This is a genomic window from Rhodopseudomonas sp. P2A-2r, assembly GCF_026015985.1.
Taxonomy (GTDB): domain Bacteria; phylum Pseudomonadota; class Alphaproteobacteria; order Rhizobiales; family Xanthobacteraceae; genus Tardiphaga.
In genome coordinates, this window is record NZ_CP110389.1 from 1077389 (window position 1) to 1096776 (window position 19388).

Annotated in this window: 20 protein-coding genes and 1 pseudogene; 7 read left to right on the plus strand and 14 right to left on the minus strand. The window is 65.4% G+C overall.

Annotated elements, in window-relative coordinates; genetic code table 11:
* Positions 1-17: 17 nt before the first annotated feature.
* The 5 genes and pseudogenes from ONR75_RS05010 to ONR75_RS05030 all read right to left on the minus strand — a co-directional run bounded on the left by ONR75_RS05010 (position 18) and on the right by ONR75_RS05030 (position 3055).
* Positions 18-458, minus strand: coding sequence for an EamA family transporter (locus ONR75_RS05010; protein WP_265081646.1), 441 nt, complete (start codon positions 456-458; stop codon positions 18-20).
* A 139-nt stretch (positions 459-597) separates the two neighbouring features.
* Positions 598-1068, minus strand: coding sequence for a DUF1178 family protein (locus ONR75_RS05015; RefSeq protein ID WP_265081647.1), 471 nt, complete (start codon positions 1066-1068; stop codon positions 598-600).
* Positions 1065-1943: a carbon-nitrogen hydrolase family protein gene (locus ONR75_RS05020; protein ID WP_265081648.1), complete on the minus strand. Its 879-nt coding sequence runs from the start codon at positions 1941-1943 to the stop codon at positions 1065-1067. The genes ONR75_RS05015 and ONR75_RS05020 overlap by 4 nt, the downstream gene beginning before the upstream one ends.
* Positions 1940-2215, minus strand: a complete 276-nt coding sequence (gene grxC / locus ONR75_RS05025) for a glutaredoxin 3 (protein ID WP_265081649.1) — start codon at positions 2213-2215, stop codon at positions 1940-1942. Before grxC ends, ONR75_RS05020 begins: the two co-directional genes overlap by 4 nt.
* 31 nt (positions 2216-2246) lie before the next feature.
* Positions 2247-3055 (minus strand): annotated as a pseudogene (locus ONR75_RS05030) (ComF family protein).
* A gap of 75 nt (positions 3056-3130) precedes the next feature.
* Between ONR75_RS05030 and ONR75_RS05035 the strand changes: the two are divergent.
* Complete coding sequence (locus ONR75_RS05035; protein ID WP_265083542.1) at positions 3131-3979, plus strand: methyltransferase domain-containing protein; 849 nt, start codon at positions 3131-3133, stop codon at positions 3977-3979.
* On the opposite strand, the gene mutT is transcribed toward ONR75_RS05035, so the two are convergent.
* From mutT to ONR75_RS05050, 3 genes are all read right to left on the minus strand, one after another.
* Entirely contained in the window at positions 3980-4378 is a 399-nt protein-coding gene (gene mutT, locus ONR75_RS05040; RefSeq protein ID WP_265081650.1) for an 8-oxo-dGTP diphosphatase MutT, read from the minus strand.
* Positions 4379-4549: 171 nt separating this feature from the next.
* Positions 4550-5791 carry a bifunctional glutamate N-acetyltransferase/amino-acid acetyltransferase ArgJ gene (argJ, locus tag ONR75_RS05045; RefSeq protein WP_265081651.1) on the minus strand — a complete coding sequence of 414 codons (1242 nt, stop codon included), beginning with the start codon at positions 5789-5791 and terminating at the stop codon, positions 4550-4552.
* A 97-nt stretch (positions 5792-5888) separates the two neighbouring features.
* Complete coding sequence (locus tag ONR75_RS05050; RefSeq protein ID WP_265081652.1) at positions 5889-6188, minus strand: hypothetical protein; 300 nt, start codon at positions 6186-6188, stop codon at positions 5889-5891.
* A 299-nt stretch (positions 6189-6487) separates the two neighbouring features.
* Between ONR75_RS05050 and ONR75_RS05055 the strand changes: the two genes are divergently transcribed.
* Positions 6488-6961, plus strand: a complete 474-nt coding sequence (locus ONR75_RS05055) for a hypothetical protein (protein ID WP_413776438.1) — start codon at positions 6488-6490, stop codon at positions 6959-6961.
* Positions 6962-6968: 7 nt separating this feature from the next.
* Here ONR75_RS05055 and ONR75_RS05060 read toward each other — a convergent pair whose 3' ends face one another.
* The 6 genes from ONR75_RS05060 to ONR75_RS05085 form a co-directional block, all read right to left on the minus strand.
* Positions 6969-8177 (minus strand): EAL domain-containing response regulator, encoded by a 1209-nt coding sequence (locus tag ONR75_RS05060; RefSeq protein ID WP_265081654.1) that lies wholly within the window; start codon positions 8175-8177, stop codon positions 6969-6971.
* Between the two features lie 245 nt (positions 8178-8422).
* Positions 8423-9427: a Bug family tripartite tricarboxylate transporter substrate binding protein gene (locus ONR75_RS05065; RefSeq protein WP_265081655.1), complete on the minus strand. Its 1005-nt coding sequence runs from the start codon at positions 9425-9427 to the stop codon at positions 8423-8425.
* Between the two features lie 141 nt (positions 9428-9568).
* Positions 9569-10786, minus strand: a complete 1218-nt coding sequence (locus ONR75_RS05070; RefSeq protein WP_265081656.1) for an MFS transporter — start codon at positions 10784-10786, stop codon at positions 9569-9571.
* A gap of 109 nt (positions 10787-10895) precedes the next feature.
* On the minus strand, positions 10896-11237 hold the full coding sequence (locus ONR75_RS05075) for a TAXI family TRAP transporter solute-binding subunit (RefSeq protein WP_265081657.1): 342 nt from the start codon (positions 11235-11237) through the stop codon (positions 10896-10898).
* The gene (locus ONR75_RS05080) at positions 11234-11872 is read right to left on the minus strand and encodes a TAXI family TRAP transporter solute-binding subunit (protein WP_265081658.1); all 639 of its coding nucleotides are present in this window, start codon (positions 11870-11872) and stop codon (positions 11234-11236) included. Before ONR75_RS05080 ends, ONR75_RS05075 begins: the two co-directional genes overlap by 4 nt.
* 14 nt (positions 11873-11886) lie before the next feature.
* Positions 11887-13911: a TRAP transporter permease gene (locus ONR75_RS05085; protein WP_265081659.1), complete on the minus strand. Its 2025-nt coding sequence runs from the start codon at positions 13909-13911 to the stop codon at positions 11887-11889.
* A gap of 226 nt (positions 13912-14137) precedes the next feature.
* On the opposite strand from ONR75_RS05085, the gene ONR75_RS05090 reads away from it, so the two are divergent.
* The 5 genes from ONR75_RS05090 (at position 14138) to ONR75_RS05110 (ending at position 19347) form a co-directional block, all read left to right on the plus strand.
* Positions 14138-15085 (plus strand): TAXI family TRAP transporter solute-binding subunit, encoded by a 948-nt coding sequence (locus ONR75_RS05090; protein WP_265081660.1) that lies wholly within the window; start codon positions 14138-14140, stop codon positions 15083-15085.
* Between the two features lie 187 nt (positions 15086-15272).
* The gene (locus tag ONR75_RS05095; RefSeq protein WP_265081661.1) at positions 15273-17378 is read left to right on the plus strand and encodes a TRAP transporter permease; all 2106 of its coding nucleotides are present in this window, start codon (positions 15273-15275) and stop codon (positions 17376-17378) included.
* Positions 17375-17752 carry a DUF1850 domain-containing protein gene (locus ONR75_RS05100; protein ID WP_265081662.1) on the plus strand — a complete coding sequence of 126 codons (378 nt, stop codon included), beginning with the start codon at positions 17375-17377 and terminating at the stop codon, positions 17750-17752. The genes ONR75_RS05095 and ONR75_RS05100 overlap by 4 nt, the downstream gene beginning before the upstream one ends.
* 23 nt (positions 17753-17775) lie before the next feature.
* Complete coding sequence (locus tag ONR75_RS05105; protein ID WP_265081663.1) at positions 17776-18579, plus strand: SDR family NAD(P)-dependent oxidoreductase; 804 nt, start codon at positions 17776-17778, stop codon at positions 18577-18579.
* Between the two features lie 108 nt (positions 18580-18687).
* Positions 18688-19347 carry a hypothetical protein gene (locus ONR75_RS05110; RefSeq protein ID WP_320109696.1) on the plus strand — a complete coding sequence of 220 codons (660 nt, stop codon included), beginning with the start codon at positions 18688-18690 and terminating at the stop codon, positions 19345-19347.
* Positions 19348-19388: the final 41 nt, after the last annotated feature.

The window sequence follows — 19388 nt, forward strand, 5'->3', positions numbered from 1 at the left end:
CGAGCCTGCAATGCACACTAGCGCTTGAATACGATGATGACGGCGCCTGCCGCGATCAAGGCGATGCCGAGCCAGCCATTCAAGGAGGGGCGCTCGCCCAGGAAGACGACGGCGAACAGTGCCACCAGTACGACGCTTAGCTTGTCGATAGGCGCTACCAGCGACGCCGGTCCGAGTTTGAGCGCGCGAAAATAGCACAGCCACGACGCGCCGGTGCCGAGTCCGGACAGCACCAGAAACACCCATGTCTTTGTTGAGATTGCCGCGGGCGAGGTAAACTTGCCTGTTGCGAACAGGATCAGTGCCAGGCTGAGCAGCACCACGATGGTGCGGATGAACGTGGCGAGATCCGAATCGATGTCGCTGACGCCGATCTTGGCGAAGATCGCAGTCAGCGCGGCGAACACTGCCGACAGCAGTGCCCAGGCCTGCCAGGTCGAGAAGGTCTCGGCGTTCATGATCGGCTCACTCTGCGCTTTCCAGGCCTCATCCTGAGGAGCGGCGTCTTCGCCGCGTCTCGAAGGATGGGCCGTTCAACCCTATGGTTCGAGACGGCGCAAGGGCGCCTCCTCACCGTGAGGGGCATATGCGCTCTGTCTAGTTGCGGTCTTCCGGCAGCACCGGCAGCGGCGAGACCTCGATGCCTTCGTCGATCAGCGAACGCGCCTCGTCGGGCGTCGCCTCGCCATAGATCGGGCGATGCTCGATGTCGCCGTAATGCATCTTGCGCGCTTCGGTGGGAAACTGCTCGCCGACATTGTCGGCGTTCTTGGTGACGTGGTCGCGCAATTCCTTCAACTTGGCGCGCAGCTCGCGTTCCTGCGCCATCATCAGCGGAGTCGCGGGCACGGTGCTGACCTCGGTGGTCGCCTCGGGCTGAGGTGCCGGCGCGCCGTCCTTCTTCTTGCGGGCGATTTGCGGGGCCATGATGGCCTTCTCGACCTTGATCGAGCCGCAGGACGGACAGCTCACAAGCTTGCGCCTGATCTGCGAATCGTAGGCCGACGAACTCTGGAACCAGCTCTCGAACGCGTGGCCGCGGTCGCAGCGCAGGTTGTAGCGGATCATGTCGCTTCCCGGACGAGGTGAAGATAGTCCGGGCCGGCCTTGGGGTCGGTGACGCCGAAACGGCGGCCGTGCTGCAGCGACGGAATCGAAGCCCGCGCTTCGGTCACTCTGGCCGGATCGATCCGCGCCATGATGATGCCGGGCTCGGCGCCGGTGGCTTCGGCCAGCACCTTGCCCCAGGGATCGATGATCAGCGAATGGCCGTAGGTGGCGCGCTTGTTCTCGTGCACGCCGCCTTGGGCGGCGGCAAACACGAAGCAGCCGTTCTCGATGGCGCGGGCGCGCAGCAAGATGTGCCAGTGCGCCTCGCCGGTTTTCTGGGTAAAGGCGGAGGGCACGGTCAGGAACGCCGCGCCGCTCTCGGCCAGCGCGCGGTACAGCGCCGGGAAGCGTACGTCGTAGCAGATAGTGAGGCCGACGCGGCCCCACGGCAGGTCGGAGATGACGGCGCTCTCGCCGGGCTGGTAATTGGCGGATTCGCGGTAGCTCTCGCCGTTCGGCAGGTCGATGTCGAACATGTGGATCTTGTCGTAGCTCGCCAGCAGTTGGCCGTCCGGTCCGATCAGGAACGAACGGTTGGCGGCGCGGTCCGGCGTCGCCAGCACGGCCAGCGACCCCACATGCAGGTGGATTTTCAGTTCGGCCGCCAGCGCGCGATAGGCCTTCAGCGAGGCGTCGTTCTCCTCGGTCGCCAGATGCTTGAACAGCTCGGTGCGGTTGAGCTGCATCATGTTGCTGACCTCGGGAGTCTGCACGTAGTCGGCGCCGGCCGCGGCGGCCTCGCGGATCAGCGCGGTACCCTGCACAAGGCTATGCTCGGGCAGCAGGCCGGTGCGCATCTGCACCATGGCGGCATTGAAGGCGAGATCGGTCATGAACTGGCCTTTTCGCCCGCCAGCATGGCGTCAAGCTGGCCCTCGCGGTCCAGGGCGTAGAGATCGTCGCAGCCGCCGATGTTGCGGCCGTCGATGAAGATCTGCGGGAAGGTCGAGCCCTCGCCGGCGCGATCGAACATCTGCTGGCGCTTATCGGGATCGGTCGCCACGTCGTAATGGGTGAACGCCACTTTCTTGCGGTTCAGCAGCGAGATCGCTGCGCTGCAGTAGCCGCAGCCCGGACGGGTGTAGATTTCGACGGCAGCGGTCATGGCGCACGCTCTGTTGTGAATAATGCCCTGATTATATGGGAGCTTTGAGGGCGTCCACAACCCGCGCAAACACCAGCACGTCGACCTGGCGGGCGTGGGCGCGCAGCAATGCCCGTGCGCAGGCGTCGACGGTGGCGCCGGAGGTCAGCACGTCGTCGATCAGGATCACCCGGCGGCCCTGGATCTCGGGGCGGCGGTCCACCGCCACCTGGAAGGCGCCCTGGACGTTGCTGGCGCGTTCGGCGCGCGACAGCCCGACCTGGTGCTCGGTCGGGCGGATGCGGCGCAGCGCATCGCGAGCCACCGGCACGCCGCTATGCCGCGCGATGGCGCGGGCCAACGTCCCGGCCTGGTTGTAGCGGCGGCTCCAGCCGCGCCGCCAGTGCAGCGGCACCGGCACCAGCAGGTCGGCATCCTCGAGCAGTTCCCGTCCGGCGCGGGCCATCCAGCGCCCCATCGACGGCGCCAGGTCGGTGCGGTCGTGGTATTTCAGCGCATGAACCAGGGTCCGGGCGACCTCGTCATAGCGCACCGCCGCCCGCGCCCGCTGATAGGCCGGCGGGTCGGCGATGGCCTGCATCGACAAGAGGCCGGGGCCGGGGTCGTAGACGAAGGGAATGCCGAGCCGCGGACAGAACGGCGGCGCGATGAACGACAATTTCGCCCAGCACGTGGCGCAGAGCCTTCGCCAGCGACCGGTTCGCGGCATGCCACGCACAAGGTCGGCAGCGCGATGTCGAGCGCCGCGCGGGCGGTGTGATACCATGCCTGCCGGCACAGCCTCAGCGCGCCGCGCAAAGGCGTCGCGAGGGAACGTGAAGATGCAGCTTCGGCGTCCATGATCGAACGCTACTCTTGGCCATGCCGGCTCTCAAGTGCGTTGCCACAGGCCCGAAATCCGGCGTACCAAGCCGCATGGCCGCCAATCCCAATACCGCTCCGATCCTGTTCGACCGTGCCTTGCTGCGGTCGCGGCAGGCCCGTGCCGCAAAGCTCGGCGCGGAAGCTTTCCTGCTGGACCGGGTCGTCGCGGACCTGGATGATCGCCTGCAGGCGGTGCTGCGCAAGTTCACCGCTGCCGCCGACATCGGCACCCCCGGCGAGGGACTCCGTGCTGCGCTTGCGGCACGCATCGAAACGTTGACGCCGGTAGCTGTGCCCGACGACGAGCGCGAAGGCCTGCGGCTGGCGCCGGAATCCCTCGACCTCGCGGTCTCCGCGCTGGCGCTGCAGACGGTCAACGATCTCCCCGGCGTGCTGGCGCAGATCCGGCGCGCGCTGAAACCCGACGGCTTGCTGCTGGCGGCGACGCTGGGCGGCGATACGCTCACCGAGCTCAGGCAGTCCTTCGCGGCAGCCGAGGCCGAACTGGACGGCGGCGTGTCGCCGCGCGTCGCGCCATTCGCCGATTTGCGCGACATCGGCGCGCTGCTGCAGCGAACCGGTTTCGCGCTGCCGGTGACCGACGTCGATCGGATCGTGGTGCGCTACGACAGTGCCTTCGCGCTGATGCAGGATCTGCGCAGGATGGGCGCCACCAACGTGCTGGTCGAACGACGCCGCATCCCGCTGCGCCGCGCGACTCTTTTGCGCATGGCGGCGGTCTATGCCGAGCGTTTCAGCGATCCCGACGGCCGCATCCGCGCCACCTTCGAGGTGATCTGGCTGTCCGGCTGGGCGCCCCATGAAAGCCAGCAGAAGCCGCTGCGGCCCGGCTCGGCGAAAGCCAGCCTGGCGGACGCGGTGCGGGGGATAAAGCCGTAACTACAGCACGTCGATCAGATGCGGGATCAGCGGGATGTCCGCCGCCGGCATCGGGTAGTCGCGAAGCTTGTTGGCCCGGACCCAGGCCAGTTTCTGGCCTTCGCGGGCCACCGCAAGTCCCTCCCAGCGCCGGCAGATATACAGCGGCATCAGCAGGTGGAAGTCGTCATAAGCGTGGCTGGCAAAGGTCAGCGGCGCGAGGCACGCCTCCTTTACGGTGATGCCGATCTCCTCATGCAACTCGCGGATCAGCGCCGCCTCCGGCCGCTCGCCGGGCTCCAGCTTGCCGCCGGGGAATTCCCACAGCCCGGCCAGCGACTTGCCCTCGGGCCGCTGCGCAATCAGCACGCGATTGTCGGCGTCGACCAGCGCCACGGCAACAACGAACAGGAGTTTCATCGGACGTGCCTGATGGCGAGCGCAGCAGCTGCCTCATACGTGCTGTCATCCCCCGCGAAAGCGGGGATCCAGCATTCGGCGCAGCCGCGGATCGTGCACGACCGTCACGGCGTACTGGATCGCCCGCTTTCGCGGGCGATGACAATAGCGAATGGGGTGAGCTCTCGCGTCTCACGACCGGTAATCGCCATTGATGGCGATGTACTCCTTGGTGAGGTCGCAGGTCAGAACACGGTCGCGGCCTTGGCCGAGGCCGAGCGCGACCTTGATCTGGATCTCGGCCTTCTTCATTGTCGCCGAGACCTCGGACTCGTCATAGGCCGGATCGCGGGCGCCGGATTTGGCGACGCGGATGCCGTTGAACGAGATGGAGAGCTTGTCGCGGTCGGCCGGCTGGCCGGCCTTGCCCACCGCCATCACCACGCGGCCCCAATTGGCGTCCTCACCGGCTACCGCGGTCTTCACCAGCGGCGAATTGGCGATCGACATGGCGATCTTTCGCGCCGATGCCTTGGAGGTGGCGCCCTCGACGATGATCTCGATCAGCTTTCGCGCGCCTTCGCCGTCGCGGGCGATCTGTTCGGCCAGGTCGGCGAGCACCGCCTGCAACGCCTTGACGAAGGCCTTCAGCCGGATATCGCTCGTCTTGGTGATTTTCGGCGCGCCATGCGCCGCGGCGGCACCGGTCGCGAACATCATCAGGGTGTCCGACGTCGAGGTGTCGCCATCGACCGTGACGGCGTTGAAGGTGTCGCCGACGCCGGCCTTGAGCAGCGCCTGCAAAGCGGGGGCGCTGATCGGCGCGTCGGTGAAGATGAAGGCCAGCATGGTGGCCATGTCCGGCGCGATCATTCCGGAGCCCTTCGCCATGCCGTTGATCGTCACCTTGGCCTTGCCGAGTTTCACCGTGGCGGTGGCGACTTTCGGAAATGTGTCGGTGGTCATGATCGCCCGCGCGGCATCCATCCAGCCACCGGGGCTGGCGCTGTCCGCCAGCGTGCCGAGTACGCCGTCGAACTTGCTGGCGTCGAGCGGCTCGCCGATCACGCCGGTGGAGGCGAGGAAGATATCCTCGGCCTTGCAGCCCACCGCTTTCGCCGCGATGGCGCCGGTCAGCTTGGTCGAGGCCTTGCCGGTCTTGCCGGTGAAGGCGTTGGCATTGCCGGAATTCACCACCAGCGCCCGGGCCTGCCCGCCCTTGAGGTTGGTACGGCACCAGTCCACCGGGGCGGAAGGGCACTTCGATGTGGTGAAGACGCCGGCTGCCGTGGTGCCCTTGTCGAGCACCACCAGCAGCACATCGGTGCGGCCCTTGTAGCGGATGCCCGCTGCGGCGGTGGCGAGGCGTACGCCGGCGATCTCCGGCATGTCAGGAACAACAGTGGGGGCGAGCGGGGAAACTGGGAGGGCCATGAGCGCTTTCAACTGTTCTGAAATAACGAAGCGCTCTGTAACACCTCTCCGGCCGCTTCGGGAGAGGCGTTCGATGTCATCTGGTCGTCATGCGGGCTCAGCCCGGGCCGAATTTGAACCTGCCGTCGTCTTCCAGGAACGGCCCGCTGCGCATGTAGAGCTGGCCGTTTTCGCCGATGAAGAACAGCGTGTTCTTCGGCACCTTCTTGGCGCCCTTGAGCAGAAACTTGGCGTTGTTGGTGCCCATCTTGTAGGCCTGCGTCTTGCCCTGGGCGTCGTAGCCATAGCCCATGTCGGGTGACAGCACCCATGGCGTCGGCGCCTGCGCCGCGGCCGGGGCTGCCAGCGTCGCGAGTGCGATCGCGGCGGCAAGCATCATGGTCGATGGTCTGGTCATACGGGTGTCTCCAAATGTCGCCCCCGCAAGCTGGGGGGCGCGTGTCGGTGCCATCGGCAAATCTCCGATGGTTCGTGCGGGTTTTCAACCCACGGCAATCGTGCATCGCGCAATCCGTCCATTGTGGCTGCCAATTCGGCCGCTGTCTTGAACAAATAACGAACGGTTGGCATGATGGATGTCCTGCAGTGCACCGGCGAGTCTGTCATTCCCGGCGCGGCTGCCGGAAGCTACCGTGGATGCAGGGCCAGACCGGGCGGCGAATGATCGCCGGCCGGCAACAGTCGGGGATGATTCGGATGCGACAGCGGGCGAAGTACGGGTTGATTGTCGCGATGGTCGGGTGGCTGTCGCCGGCGGCGGCCGATGACTTCAAGCTGGTCAGCAACCAGCGCATTTCCTGCGGCCGGGGGCTGAGCGCCGGCAAGCTGTCGACCGCCACCTGCCGATCCTATGCCTATCTGTTCAACGCGAAGACCTCGGAATATTTCCGCTGCTCGGTCAGCCTGTCGATGACCCGCGACGCCAAGGAGATCATCAACGTCCAGAGCGATGGCGGCTGCGTTAAAAAGCCGCGCATCTTCGACACCGACTCCAGCTACTCGTTCGACGCCACCGAGACCGAGCCGCCGAATACCAATTCGTTCTTCGGCAACGGCGGCTATGCGGTATGGGCCAGCGACAACACCGCGCGAAAGGTTCGCGGCTGCATCACCATCGCCTCGGGACTTGGCTCCGACGTCGCCAAGTGCCTGGATATGACGTTCGACTAGCGCCGTCTCAGCCCGACGCCAGCAGCGGACGGGCCATGGCGGCGCGGCTGAATTTCCTGACCCCCATCGGCTTTCCGAACAGATAGCCCTGCACCAGGCCGAATCCCAACTCATGGGCGGTCAGGTAGTCGGCGCGGGTTTCGACGCCGGTGGCCACGGTGCGGGCGCCATAGCCGTTGGCCAGTTCGATGATTCGGCTGCACACCGTCCGCTTCAGCCGGTCGTCGGCGAAACCGGTGACGAATGTGCGGTCCACCTTCAGTTCCACGAAGGGAAACGTCTCCATATACAGCAGAGCCGGCCAGTCCGCGCCGATGCCGTCGATGGAGATCGCGATGTTATGCGGCCGAACCTGCCTGGCGACGTCGATGACCAGATCGAGGTTGTCCAGCACTTCGGCGCTCTTGATCTCGAGCAGCAGGCCGCTGAACGCCGGATCGGTCGGCATCCAGCGGCACAAGTCGCGCACCGCCCGGGGATCCCTGAGAAAGGCGACCGGCAGGTTGATGGAGAGGTCGACGGGGCCCTGGTGGTCCAGCAGGGTGCGCCAGTCTTCCATGGCGCGAAAGATTACGAACTGCGACAGCGCGCGGAAATGCGGATCCTTGTCGTCCGGCAGGAAGTAATCCGGCGGGACCACGCCCCAGTTCGGATGCCGCATCCGAACCATCGCCTCGGCGCCGCACGGCGCCAGCGTGCGGGTGTTGATCTTCTGCTGGTACCACAATTCGAGCCAGCCGGCCTTCAGTGCCTCGGCCACGTCCACTGCCGGGCGCGGCGCCGGCTCGGTCGGCAGAAGCAGCGCCACGGCGTCGCGCAGCGTGCCGGCGCTGAACGGCGTCGACAGCGGCGGCAGCATGGCGATGCCGTAGTCCTCCGCGAGCTTCTGCACCGCCACGAGCATGACCGACTCGCGCGGGCCGATCGCCAGGACCTTGCCGTCGAACTTTGCGGCAGCGAGGATTTCAAGGATTCTGCCGGCCTCGATACCCTTCACAGAGAGACCGATGACGATGAGATCGGGCAGCTCTGTCTCGAGAATTGCGTGCAAATCGTCGGCGCGTGCGCAGTCGCTGGTGACAAAGCCGAGTTCGTCCAACGCTTCGGCGAGAAACGTCCGGATATGGGCCTTGCTGTCGGCCACGCAGACACGCGGCGTCACCTTGCGATGTCCGAACGCCGCTCGTCTCAGTTCGTCTTCTGTCAGTTGATGCATGCCCGCTCCAGTTTGGATTGGGTCGGGTTTACCGCTGCGCAGAGGTTCAAATTGAGGAAACTCCTGGAGCCCTCACAGAAATGAGACGGTAAGGTTAAACGATCGAATGCAGTTAAAACTTGAGCGACTGCGGGCGCGAACGATTCTCGTTTCCCGGGCGCGCTTGTCGGTCGCGCGAGACGGTCTGCGCGCGGACTCACGGCAGGCAAAGGACAAGCAGCCTTTGCCTGCCGTGAGAGTGTCGGTTACTCCGGCTTGATGCCTGCGAACTTTGCGACCTTGCCCCACTTCTCGGTTTCCGACAGCACATAGGCCTGCATGTCTTCCGGCGAACCGCCGGCCGGCTCGGCGCCGAGCTTGCGCATGCGCGCGATGCCATCCGCGGTCTTGATGTACTTGTCGATGCTGGCATTCAGCTTGACGATGATCTCCTTCGGCGTCTTCGCCGGCGCGGCGACCGTGAACCACGAGGCGGCTTCGTAACCGGGCACGCCGGCCTCGGCGATGGTCGGGATCTCCGGCAGCAGCGGCCAGCGCGTGGCGGTGGAGACGGCGATCGCACGGATCGAGCCGGCTTCGGCGAAGGGCTGCGAGGCCGGCAGGTTGTCGATGGTCAGGTGGACCCGGCCGGCGATCAGGTCGGTCAGCGCCGGGGCACTGCCCTTGTAGGGCACATGAACGATATCGACGCCGGTCATGGATTTGAACAGCTCGGTGGCGACGTGGGCCGTGCTGCCGAGCCCCGGCGTGGCGTAGAAGAACTCGCCAGGCTTGGATTTGGCCAGCGCGATGAATTCAGCGACCGATTTCACCGGCAGCGTATTAGTCACCGAGAAAAGATTCGGGACCCGTGCGATGACGATCACCGGCGCGATGTCGTTGATCGGGTCGTACGTCATGTTCTTGAATACGTACTTGTTGATGGCGTGGGTGCCCGGCGTGCCGACGATGAAGGTGTAACCGTCGGGATCGGATTTGGCCACGTAGTCGGCTGCGATGTTGCCGCCGGCGCCGGTCTTGTTCTCGACGATGAACTGCTGGCCCATTTCTTCGGACAGCTTTGCCGCCACCAGCCGTGCCAGCACGTCGGTGGTGCCGCCGGCGGCGAACGGCACGACCATCTTGACCGGCCGTGCGGGCCAGACGTCGGCGCGCGCCTTGCGCGAGAGCAGTGGCAACGTACCGAGCGTGGCGGCAGCGCCGACAATCAGGGAGCGGCGGGACGGCCGCGAGAAGGGAGCAGATGACATCAGTTGGGAGTCCTCGATATGCCGGCATCTTGTGCGCCGGGTCCATGACGAGGGTAATAAGGGGTCCCACTCGCCGATACCAGTGCAGGTTGCCACTTCTTAAGTATGGGGGCCTCCGCATCTGCGTCCTGGCGCCGCAGCTCACTCCGGCCGGGTTTCCGGCATCAGCGCGAGAAATAGACCAAGCCCGACGGCCGCGACGCCCGCGAGCGACAGGAACGCAGCGCTATAGCCCGCCTTGACGACGATCAGTCCGGCCGCCGCGGTGCTGAGCGCACCGCCGAGACCCGCCGCCGTGGCGATGGCGCCCTGGCTGACGTTGAAGTGGCCAGTGCCGTGGGTGAGGTCTGCGACAACCAGCGGAAACAGCGCGCCGAAAATGCCGGCGCCGACGCCGTCCAGCAACTGGACGCCGACCAGCCAGTACGGATTGTCCGACAGCGGATAGAGGGCGCCGCGCAGCACCAGCACGGCCAGCGCGGCGGCAAAGATCGGCTTGCGGCCCCAGATATCGGCGGTGCGGCCGACGACGATGGCCACCGGCACCATGACCAGCTGCGCCGCGACGATGCACACCGACATCAGCGTGGTGCCGAGCTCCTTATTTACCAGCGCCAGCTTCTGTCCGACCAGCGGCAACATGGCGGCGTTGGAAAAGTGAAACAGCACGGTGGCCGCGGCGAACACCAGCAGCGGCCGGCAGGTGATCAGCACCTGGAAGCCCGACGGCTGGTCGCCGTGGCCGGCGCCGCGCGCGGTGCTGTCGTCGAGGCCGCGCGCCACATGGTCGTCGATGGCGTCGCCGGGCACCGCCAGCGTTGCGAGAATGCTCGCAACCGCCATCGCCGCCATCAGCCAGAACACCACGATGGGCCCGAAGAACCAGGCAAAGCTGCCGGCCAGCGTCGCCGCAACGGCGTTGCCGGCATGGTTGAAGGCCTCGTTGCGGCCGATCCGCCGCGCGAACGCCTTGGGGCCGACGATGCCGAGGGTGATGGCGGCAAGCGCCGGCGCGAACACCGCGGCGGCGACTCCGGTCAGCGACTGGGTCGCTGCGACAAACAGGAAGCCGGGATAGAGCGGCAATATGATCGAGCTGAGGGTGACGATCATGGCTGCGATGATGACCACCGCGCGCTTGGCCGTGGTCTTGTCGATCAGCGCGCCGGCCGGCGTCTGGGCGATGATCCCCGCCAAGGCAGCAACCGACATCACCACGCCGATCGACGCCTCGTCCCACTTCTGGACGGTCAGCAGATAGATCGCCAGATACGGCCCGAGCCCGTCCCGCACATCGGCGAGAAAGAAATTCAGCGCATCGAGCGGACGCTTTACCCTGTCTGCATCCGCGCCTGCCAAACGATCCTCGCTATTGCTGCCGTGTCGCCAGCCAACGACGCGCTGGCGATCCGGTTCCACAGCGATGGCAGAAAAGCAACGCCGCGCTATCGAACTACCGGCAGCAGTGTTACCCGCCGATGCCCTTCTCCTTGAAATACTTTAAGGCGCCCGGGTGGAACGGGATCGGGGAGCGCTCCTGGATCTGGTTGTCGAGCGAGAAGCTCTCGGCCTCCTTGTGCACGGCGACAATGTCAGCCTTCTTCTCCACCAGCGTCTTGACGATGTTATAGGCGTCGTCATTGCTCATCTTGTCGCCGGTGACGATGATGTTCCAGACCTCGGCAATGGCGTTGTCCTTGTCGGTGCCGGGATAGGCGCCGGCCTTGATGGTGCTCGCGCTGTAGAGCTTGCCGTATTTGGCGTTCATTTTCTCGACCGTGTCGCTGTGGTCGATCAGCTTCATCTTCATGCCGGGGAAGCCGCCAGATCGGTCACCGCCGCGGTCGGAATGCCACCGACCCACAAGAAGGCGTCGATCTTGCGATCCTTGATCGCGTTCACGGATTCGGCGACGCCAAGTCGCTCGCGCTTGACGTCCTTGTCCTTGTCGATACCGGCGGCTTCCAGCACGCGAAACGCCATCACCTCGGTGGCGCTACCGGGCGAGCCCGTCGAGACGCGCTTGCCCTTGAGGTCGGCCATCTTCTCGATGCCGGTGCCCTCGACGGTCACCACATGCATACGGTTGGGATAGACCACCAGCAGGCTCTGCAGCGGCACCTTGCCGCTCTTGAACTTGTCCTGGCCGTTATAGGCATCGAGCGCTGCATCAGCCATGCTGAAGCCGAGTTCGCTCTGGCCCGAGGCGATCAGCTTGAGGTTATCGACCGAGCCGCCGGTGACTTCCGCGGTGGCCTGGGTGTTCGGCAATGCCTTCGACAGCACATTGGCGATGGCGCCGCCGAGCGGATAATACACGCCGCCGGTGCCGCCGGTGCCGATCGCGATGGTCTTCTGCTGGGCGTAGACGCCACCCGCAAACGCCAATCCCGCCGTCAATGTGACGGCCAGCGCAACGGTCGTCTTCCTGAATCTGCTGAGCATCGTGCGTCTCCCTGTCATATCGTGACGGCCGGTCGTGAAGGCGCCGGCGTTCTGTATTGCCACAGTAGCACGCCCAGGCCGATGACGAGACCCGGGACAAAAGTATAGCTGATGTCGCGCCCGGTCAGCGATTCCAGGATCGCCTCGATCAGGCTGGGAAACACCAGCAGCAATCCCGATAGCAGAAGCAGGCCGCGTTCGAGCGGGGTGGTTTGTCGCAGGGCCCAATTCTGCGCGACGGCGGCGAGCGCCAGCAGGCCGAAGGTGGTCTTGATGGTGATCTCGACGACGTCGATCCATGAGCCGCCCTTGGGGATCGCCAGCAGCAGCCCGACGCCCTGCGGGTCGAGCACGAACACGAACGGCACCAGGAACGCGGGCAGGGTGTATTTCCACGATTGCAGCGTGGTGCGGTAGGGATCGCCGCCGGTGATCGCGGCGGCCGCGAAGGGTGACAGCGCGGTGGGCGGCGAGACTTCCGACAGCACCGCATAATAGAAGATGAACATGTGCGCGGCGTAGTCGGGCACGCCGAGCTTGATCAGAGCGGGGGCCGCGATCACCGCGCAGATGATGTAGGACGCCGTGACCGGCACGGCGAGACCGATAATCCAGACGATCAGCGCGGTATAGATCGCCGTCAGCAGCAGGCTGCCGCCGGCATAGGCGATCACGATCGACGAGAACTTCAGCCCGAGGCCCGTGAGAGTCACGACCCCCACGACGATGCCGGCGCAGGCGCAGGTGGTGGCGGCATTGAGCGCGCCGATCGAGCCGTCGGCCAGCGCCTTGACCAGTTTCCTCGGCACCAGTGCGGTTTCCTTGCGCAGGAAGCTGAGCGCGAAGGTGACGGCGGTGGCATAGAACACCGACAGCGACGGCGAGTAGCCGATCAGCATGAAGATGACCACGGCGATCAGCGAGATGAAGTGGAAGCCGTAACGCTTCGTCATCTGGCCGATGGTCATCTCCGGCTTGAAGTTGACGTCGTGGGCGCCAAAGCGCTTGGCGTCGAGCTCCACCATGATCAGCAGCGACAGGTAGTAGAGGCAGGTCGGGATGGTCGCCATCCAGATCACGTCGAGATAGCTGATCTTGAGAAACTCGGCGATCAGGAACGCCGCGGCGCCGAGCACCGGCGGGGACAGGATCGCGCCGAGGCCTCCCGCTGCCAGCAGGCCGCCGGCGGCGTTCTTCTCGAAGCCGGCCTTGGCGAGCATCGGATAGGCGACGGTGCCGATCATCACCGTGGTGGCGACGCCGGAGCCGGACGGGCCGCCGAGCAGGAACGACGACAGCACCACGGTGCGGCCGGCGGCGTTGGGTTTGCCGCCCATCAGCGCCAGCGAAAAGTCGATGAAGAATTTTCCGGCGCCGGACATCGCCAGGAACGCGCCATAGATGGTGAACAGGATGATCAGCGTGGCGGAGACGTCGACCGCGACGCCGAAAATGCCTTCCAGCGTGATGAAGAGATGGCCGACCAGGCGCGGCAGGTCGTAGCCGCGATGGGTCCACGGCGCCGGCAGATGCGGCCCGAGCATCGCATAGGCGATGAAGAACAGCGACACGACCGGCATGATCAGCCCGGTGGTGCGCCGCGTCGCCTCCAGCAGCAGCGCGATGAACACCACGCCGACGATGACGTCCCAGTGGTCCGGCAGTGTCGCGCGGTCGGTGAAATCATCGCCGCCCCACAGCGCATAGACGATGGTGCCGACCGCGACGATGCCCGGCACCACGTCCCACCAGCGCACCCGGTTGCGAAACCGCGTCGCCAGCGGGAAGAGCAGGAAGCTCAGCACCAGCGTGAAGGCGACGTGGGTGTAGCGCAGCTCCTGGGTCGGCACGATGGCGTAGGCCGCGTAGAGATGAAACAGGCTCATGACCACGGCGATGGCGGTGGAAATCCACCCGGCCCATCCCATCAGCCGGTTGGTGGCGCCTTCGTCCGCCTCGATATAGGCCTCCGCCTTGAGCAGTGCTTCGTTGGAAACGACCACCGTCTCTTCGACATCGCGCGGTTTGTCTGCAGCCATCTTCCCCCGGAACCGTTTCCCAGCGCCGGCTGTGCCGGTCTCATCTGTTGCCGCATATTGATCCCGGTTTGCCGAAGCGTGGCAAGTGCCGTCCGGCGAAATTTCGGCTGCGGCTTGCCCGGATCTGCAAAACATATTGCTGCGACTGCATTATTGGCCATTCGGATGGGTTGACCGCGCGCCTTCATCCGTCCACTTTCCGGCCAAATTTGACGGGAGAGAAATCATGAAATCGAAAATGACCGCGGTCGCACTCGCCGCCGCCACGCTGCTGTCTGCGCCGGCCGCACATGCCCAGCAATTCATCAACGTTCTGACCGGCGGCACCTCCGGCGTGTACTATCCGCTCGGCGTCGCCATCGGAAAGATCTACAGCGACAAGATTCCGAACGTGAAGACCCAAGTCCAGGCCACCAAGGCCTCGGTGGAGAACCTGATCCTACTGCAGCAGGGGCGCGGCGAGATCGCGTTCGCCCTCGGCGATTCCCTGAAGGCCGCCTGGGACGGCGACGAGGAAGCCGGCTTCAAGGCCAAGCTCGACAAGCTCAGGGTGATCGGTGCGATCTATCCGAACTACATCCAGATCGTCGCCACTGCCGAAAGCGGCATCAAGACGCTGGCCGACCTCAAGGGCAAGAGCCTGTCGGTGGGCGCGCCGAAGTCCGGCACCGAGCTGAATTCGCGCGCGATCCTGGCGGCAGCGGGGCTCAGCTACAAGGATCTCGGCAAGATCGAATACCTTCCCTTCGCCGAATCCGTCGATCTGATGAAGAACCGCCAGCTTGCCGCGACGCTGCAGTCGGCCGGCCTCGGCGTCGCGTCGCTGAAGGATCTCAGCACCTCCACCGACATCACCGTGGTCTCGGTTCCCAAGGAGACCGTGGACAAGATCGGCCCGCCCTTCGTGTCGGTGGTCATTCCAGCCAAGACCTATAACGGCCAGGACAAGGACGTTCCGACCGCCGCCGTGGTCAACTATCTGGTGACGAGTTCCGCGGTGTCCGACGATCTGGCCTATCAGATGACCAAGCTGGTCTATGAATCGCTGCCCGAACTGGCCAATTCCCATGCCGCCGGCAAGGAGATCAAGCTGGAGACCGCTGCGGCCGGCAGCCCGGTGCCGTTGCATCCCGGCGCGATCCGCTTTTACAAGGAAAAGGGCCTGATCAAGTAACAGGCCGATTGCGCCCATCCTGTCGTCATGGCCGTTATCGGCGCGTCGTCGCGCCGCTGTCCCGGCCATCCCGTCTGTCAGGGCGATCGATGAAGACTGTCATGCCCGGCACATCCGGCGAAGCTACGCTTCGCGCTTGGCCGGGCATGACCAATTTGAGCGTTGATCATATTCGAGGACCACGTTGATGCTGCAGGCTGAGGGCGCGGAGCCCGTCAAGGTTGAGTTCGACAATTTCGAGCACGGTTTCCCCGAAGGCTTCGGTCCGGGCGGCTGGGGCAAGCTGGCCTATGCGATCGGCATCGCCTTCGCGACCTTCCAGCTGGTGATCGCGGCGTGGAACGTGCTGCCGAGCCAGGTGGTGCGCGGCGTCCATGTCGGCTTCCTGATCCTGATGACCTTCGGTCTGATCGGCAACTTCACCGCGAAGAACAACACCGGCCGCGCCATCGGCTGGTTCATCGGCGGTCTTGGCTTCATCTGCGGCCTGTACCAGTGGATCTTCTATGCTGACCTGATCGCCCGGGACGGCGATCCGACCCGGCTCGATCTCGCGGTGGGTACGCTGCTGGCGGTGCTGATCTTCGAAGGCACCCGCCGGCTGATGGGCCTGGCGCTGCCGCTGATGTGCGGGGCTTGCCTGCTGTACTGGTTCTTCGGCCAGTACCTGCCGGCGCCGCTGAATCATCGCGGCTATGATTTCGACCAGGTCATCACTCACCTGTCGTTCGGCACCGAAGGCTTCTACGGCGTGCCGATCTATGTGTCGGCCACCTATATCTTCCTGTTCATCCTGTTCGGCTCGTTCCTGGAACGCGCCGGCATGATCCAGCTGTTCACCGACGTGTCGCTCGGCCTGTTCGGCGGCACCCGCGGCGGACCGGCCAAGGTGGCGGTGTTCGCTTCCGGCATGATGGGCACCATCTCCGGTTCCGGCGTCGCCAACGTCGTCACCGTCGGCCAGTTCACGATTCCTCTGATGATCAAGTTCGGCTACCGCCGGGCGTTTGCCGCCGGCGTCGAGGCCACCGCCTCGATGGGCGGCCAGATCATGCCGCCGGTGATGGGCGCGGTTGCCTTCATCATGGCGGAGACGCTGGGTGTCGAATATTCCGCCATCGTCAAGGCGGCGGTCATTCCGGCGATCCTGTATTTCGCTTCGGCGTTCTGGATGGTGCATCTCGAAGCCGGCAAGCACGGCCTCGTCGGCATGAAGAAGTCCGAAATTCCGAATGCCTGGAAGGCGCTGGTCGCGCGCTGGTACCTGGTCCTGCCGCTGGCGGCATTGGTCTACATGCTGTTCGAGGGCTTTACGCCGCTCTATGCCGGCACCATGGGTCTGTCGCTCACCGTCGGCTTGATCCTCGGCGCCAGCATCGTGCTCGGCTTCTCCAACCAGGCGCTGCGCTTCATCTTCTGGATCGGCCTGGCGCTGATCGTCGGCGTCACGTTCCGCGACGGCATCGACATCCGCCTGGTGGCGGCGATCGTGTTCGCGCTGGTGCTGATCAGCGCGCTCACCCGCGGCGGCCGCGCCACGCTCGCGGCCTGCCGCGACTCGCTGGCCGACAGCGCCAAGTCGGCGCTCACCGTCGGCATGGCCTGCGCCATCGTCGGCACCATCATCGGCATGATGACCCAGACCGGCGTCGGCACCATCTTCGGCGGCTGGGTGATCGGGCTCGGCGAGAAGAGCCTGTTCCTGGCGCTGGTGATGACCATGCTGCTGTCGATCCTGCTCGGCACCGGCATTCCCACCATCCCGACCTACATCATCACCGCCGCGCTGGCCGCGCCGGCGCTGGCCAAGCTCGGCGTGCCGCTGATCGTCAGCCACATGTTCGCGTTCTACTACGGCATCATGGCCGACCTTTCGCCGCCGGTGGCATTGGCGGCACTCGCCGCGGCGCCGATTGCGCGGGAGAATCCCGACAAGATCGGCTGGGAGGCGATGCGCATCGCCCTGGCGGGCTATGTGATCCCGTTCATCGCGGTGTATTCGCCGGCGCTGATGCTGCAGCCCGGCGATCCGATGGCGCTCGAACTCGGCTTCTATGGCGCGGTGGTCTACGCCACCTTCAAGGCGCTGGTGGCGATTGCGCTGTTCGGCATGGCGGCGATCGGCTTCCTGTTCACGCGCATGAATTTCGGCGAGCGGCTGGTGTCGTTCGTCGCCGCGCTCTGCCTGCTCGGCGAGTTTGTCTACAGCGACTGGATCGGCTACATCATGACCATCGGCATCGTGATCTGGCAGTGGCGGCAGCGTCCCACGCATAAAGTGGCCGCGGCTTGAGCCTCTGCCTGATTTCCGCCGGCGTCACCAAGACGCTGGCCGTGGCGGCGTTCACGCTGGTGTGGACCCATTCGATCGAGAAGGTCGACTGGCAGGAAGACTGGGCGATCACCCCGGCCGGCCTTGAACTGGTGCAGGCCCGCGTCAAGGGCTCCGGCGCCGGCATGGAGCCGCCGCCCGAGGCACGATTGGTCAATGGCTGGTTTCAATGGCGACCGCAGCGCGCGCCGATGCCTGAATTGGCGCTCGGCAATTCGGGAGCGGCGGGCGAATGGCGGCTGTGCAACGATGGCCGCTGCCGGACGCTGTCGGAAATTCTCGACCATCCCGTCGGCGCGAATGTTACCATCATGCGCGCCTGCGATAACAAATAAAGATCAGACAGGGGAAACGTCCGATGCAACGCCTCAAGGGAAAAATCGCACTCGTGGTCGGCGCCGGCTCGATCGGGCCGGGCTGGGGCAACGGCAAGGCCACCGCCGTCACCTTCGCCCGCGAGGGCGCCCACGTGTTCTGTGTCGACCGCAACGGCCGTGCCGCGCAGGAAACCGTCGATATCATCACGTCGGAGGCGGGCCACGCCACCGCCTATACCGCCGATGTGTCCAGCGCCGATCAGGTCGCGGCCATGGTGGCGGCCTGCCTCAAGACCTATGGCCGCATTGACGTGCTCGACAACAATGTCGGGATTGCCGAGGTCGGCAACGTGGTCGATGTCACCGAGGCGGAATGGGATCGCGTCTTCGCGGTCAACCTGAAGAGCTGCTTCCTCGCCATGAAGCACGTCATTCCGGTGATGGAAAAGCAGGGCGGTGGCTCCATCATCAACATCTCGTCGGTCGCCTCGATCCGCCAGCTCGGCATTTCCTATGTCACCTACGCCGCGAGCAAGGCGGCGATGAACCAGATGACCCGCGTCACCGCCGTGGAATTCGCGCCGAAACATGTCCGCGTGAACTGCGTGCTGCCCGGCCTGATGAAGACGCCCATGGTCGAGCATTCCGCGGGCCTCGCTGCGAGTTACGCCGCCGGCGACGTCGCCGCCATGTGGCGCGCGCGCGACGCCATGGTGCCCATGGGCCATATGGGCGAGGCGTGGGACGTCGCCAACGCCGCGCTGTTTCTGGCCTCCGACGAATCGCGCTATGTCACCGGCATCGAGTTGGTGGTCGACGGCGGGCTGACGCTGAAGGTCGGCTGAGGTCACCGCATCGTCGCGCCCCGGAATGGCCATCACCTGAGTTACGGATCCAGCATGCGACGGAGTCTCCACGCTCTCCACGCTCTCCTCGTCAGCGCGGCATTGTGTATGGCGTCCGGCGTTGCGCACACGGCGCCGAGCGACCCGCCGGCCGATCCCGTCATCGATCCCGCGCCCTGCGTCGCAGCGATCGCGGCAGCGGACGATGACCGGATCGTCGCCAGTTGCGGCGTCCTGATCGACAACGACAAGACCGCGAAGCCGGATCGCATCAAGGCCTTGCTGGCGCGTGCTGCTGTGTTCGTGCGCCGCGACGAGATCGACCGCGCCATCGGGGATTATGATGCCGTGCTGCGGTTCGATCCGACGCTCGCCGACACCTTCAACAGCCGCGGCGAACTGTGGCGCAGGAAGGGCGACCGGCAACACGCGCTGGCCGATTTCGGCGCCGCGATCAAACTCAATTCCCAGCACGAGGCGGCGCGGGCCAACTACAAGGCGCTGGCGCTGGAACTCGAGAAGATCGGCGCGCAGCGCGCGGTGGCCGGCAAACCCAGCTTCAATTGTGCCAGGGCAAGGCGATCGGTGGATAAAGCGATCTGCGCCGACCCGGCGCTGGCCGATCTCGATCGCGAGGTCGACAGCGCCCTTGGCCGTGTCCTGCGCGAGGCCGGCGTCGATACGCCGCTTGGCCGCCGCCTGCGCCGCGAGCAGGGGCGTTTCTGGAAAAGCGCAACGCCGCATTCGGCCGGCCCGGCTATGACCTGAAGGCTGCACTGCAGGCACGATTGCAGCAACTGCTCGGCCGC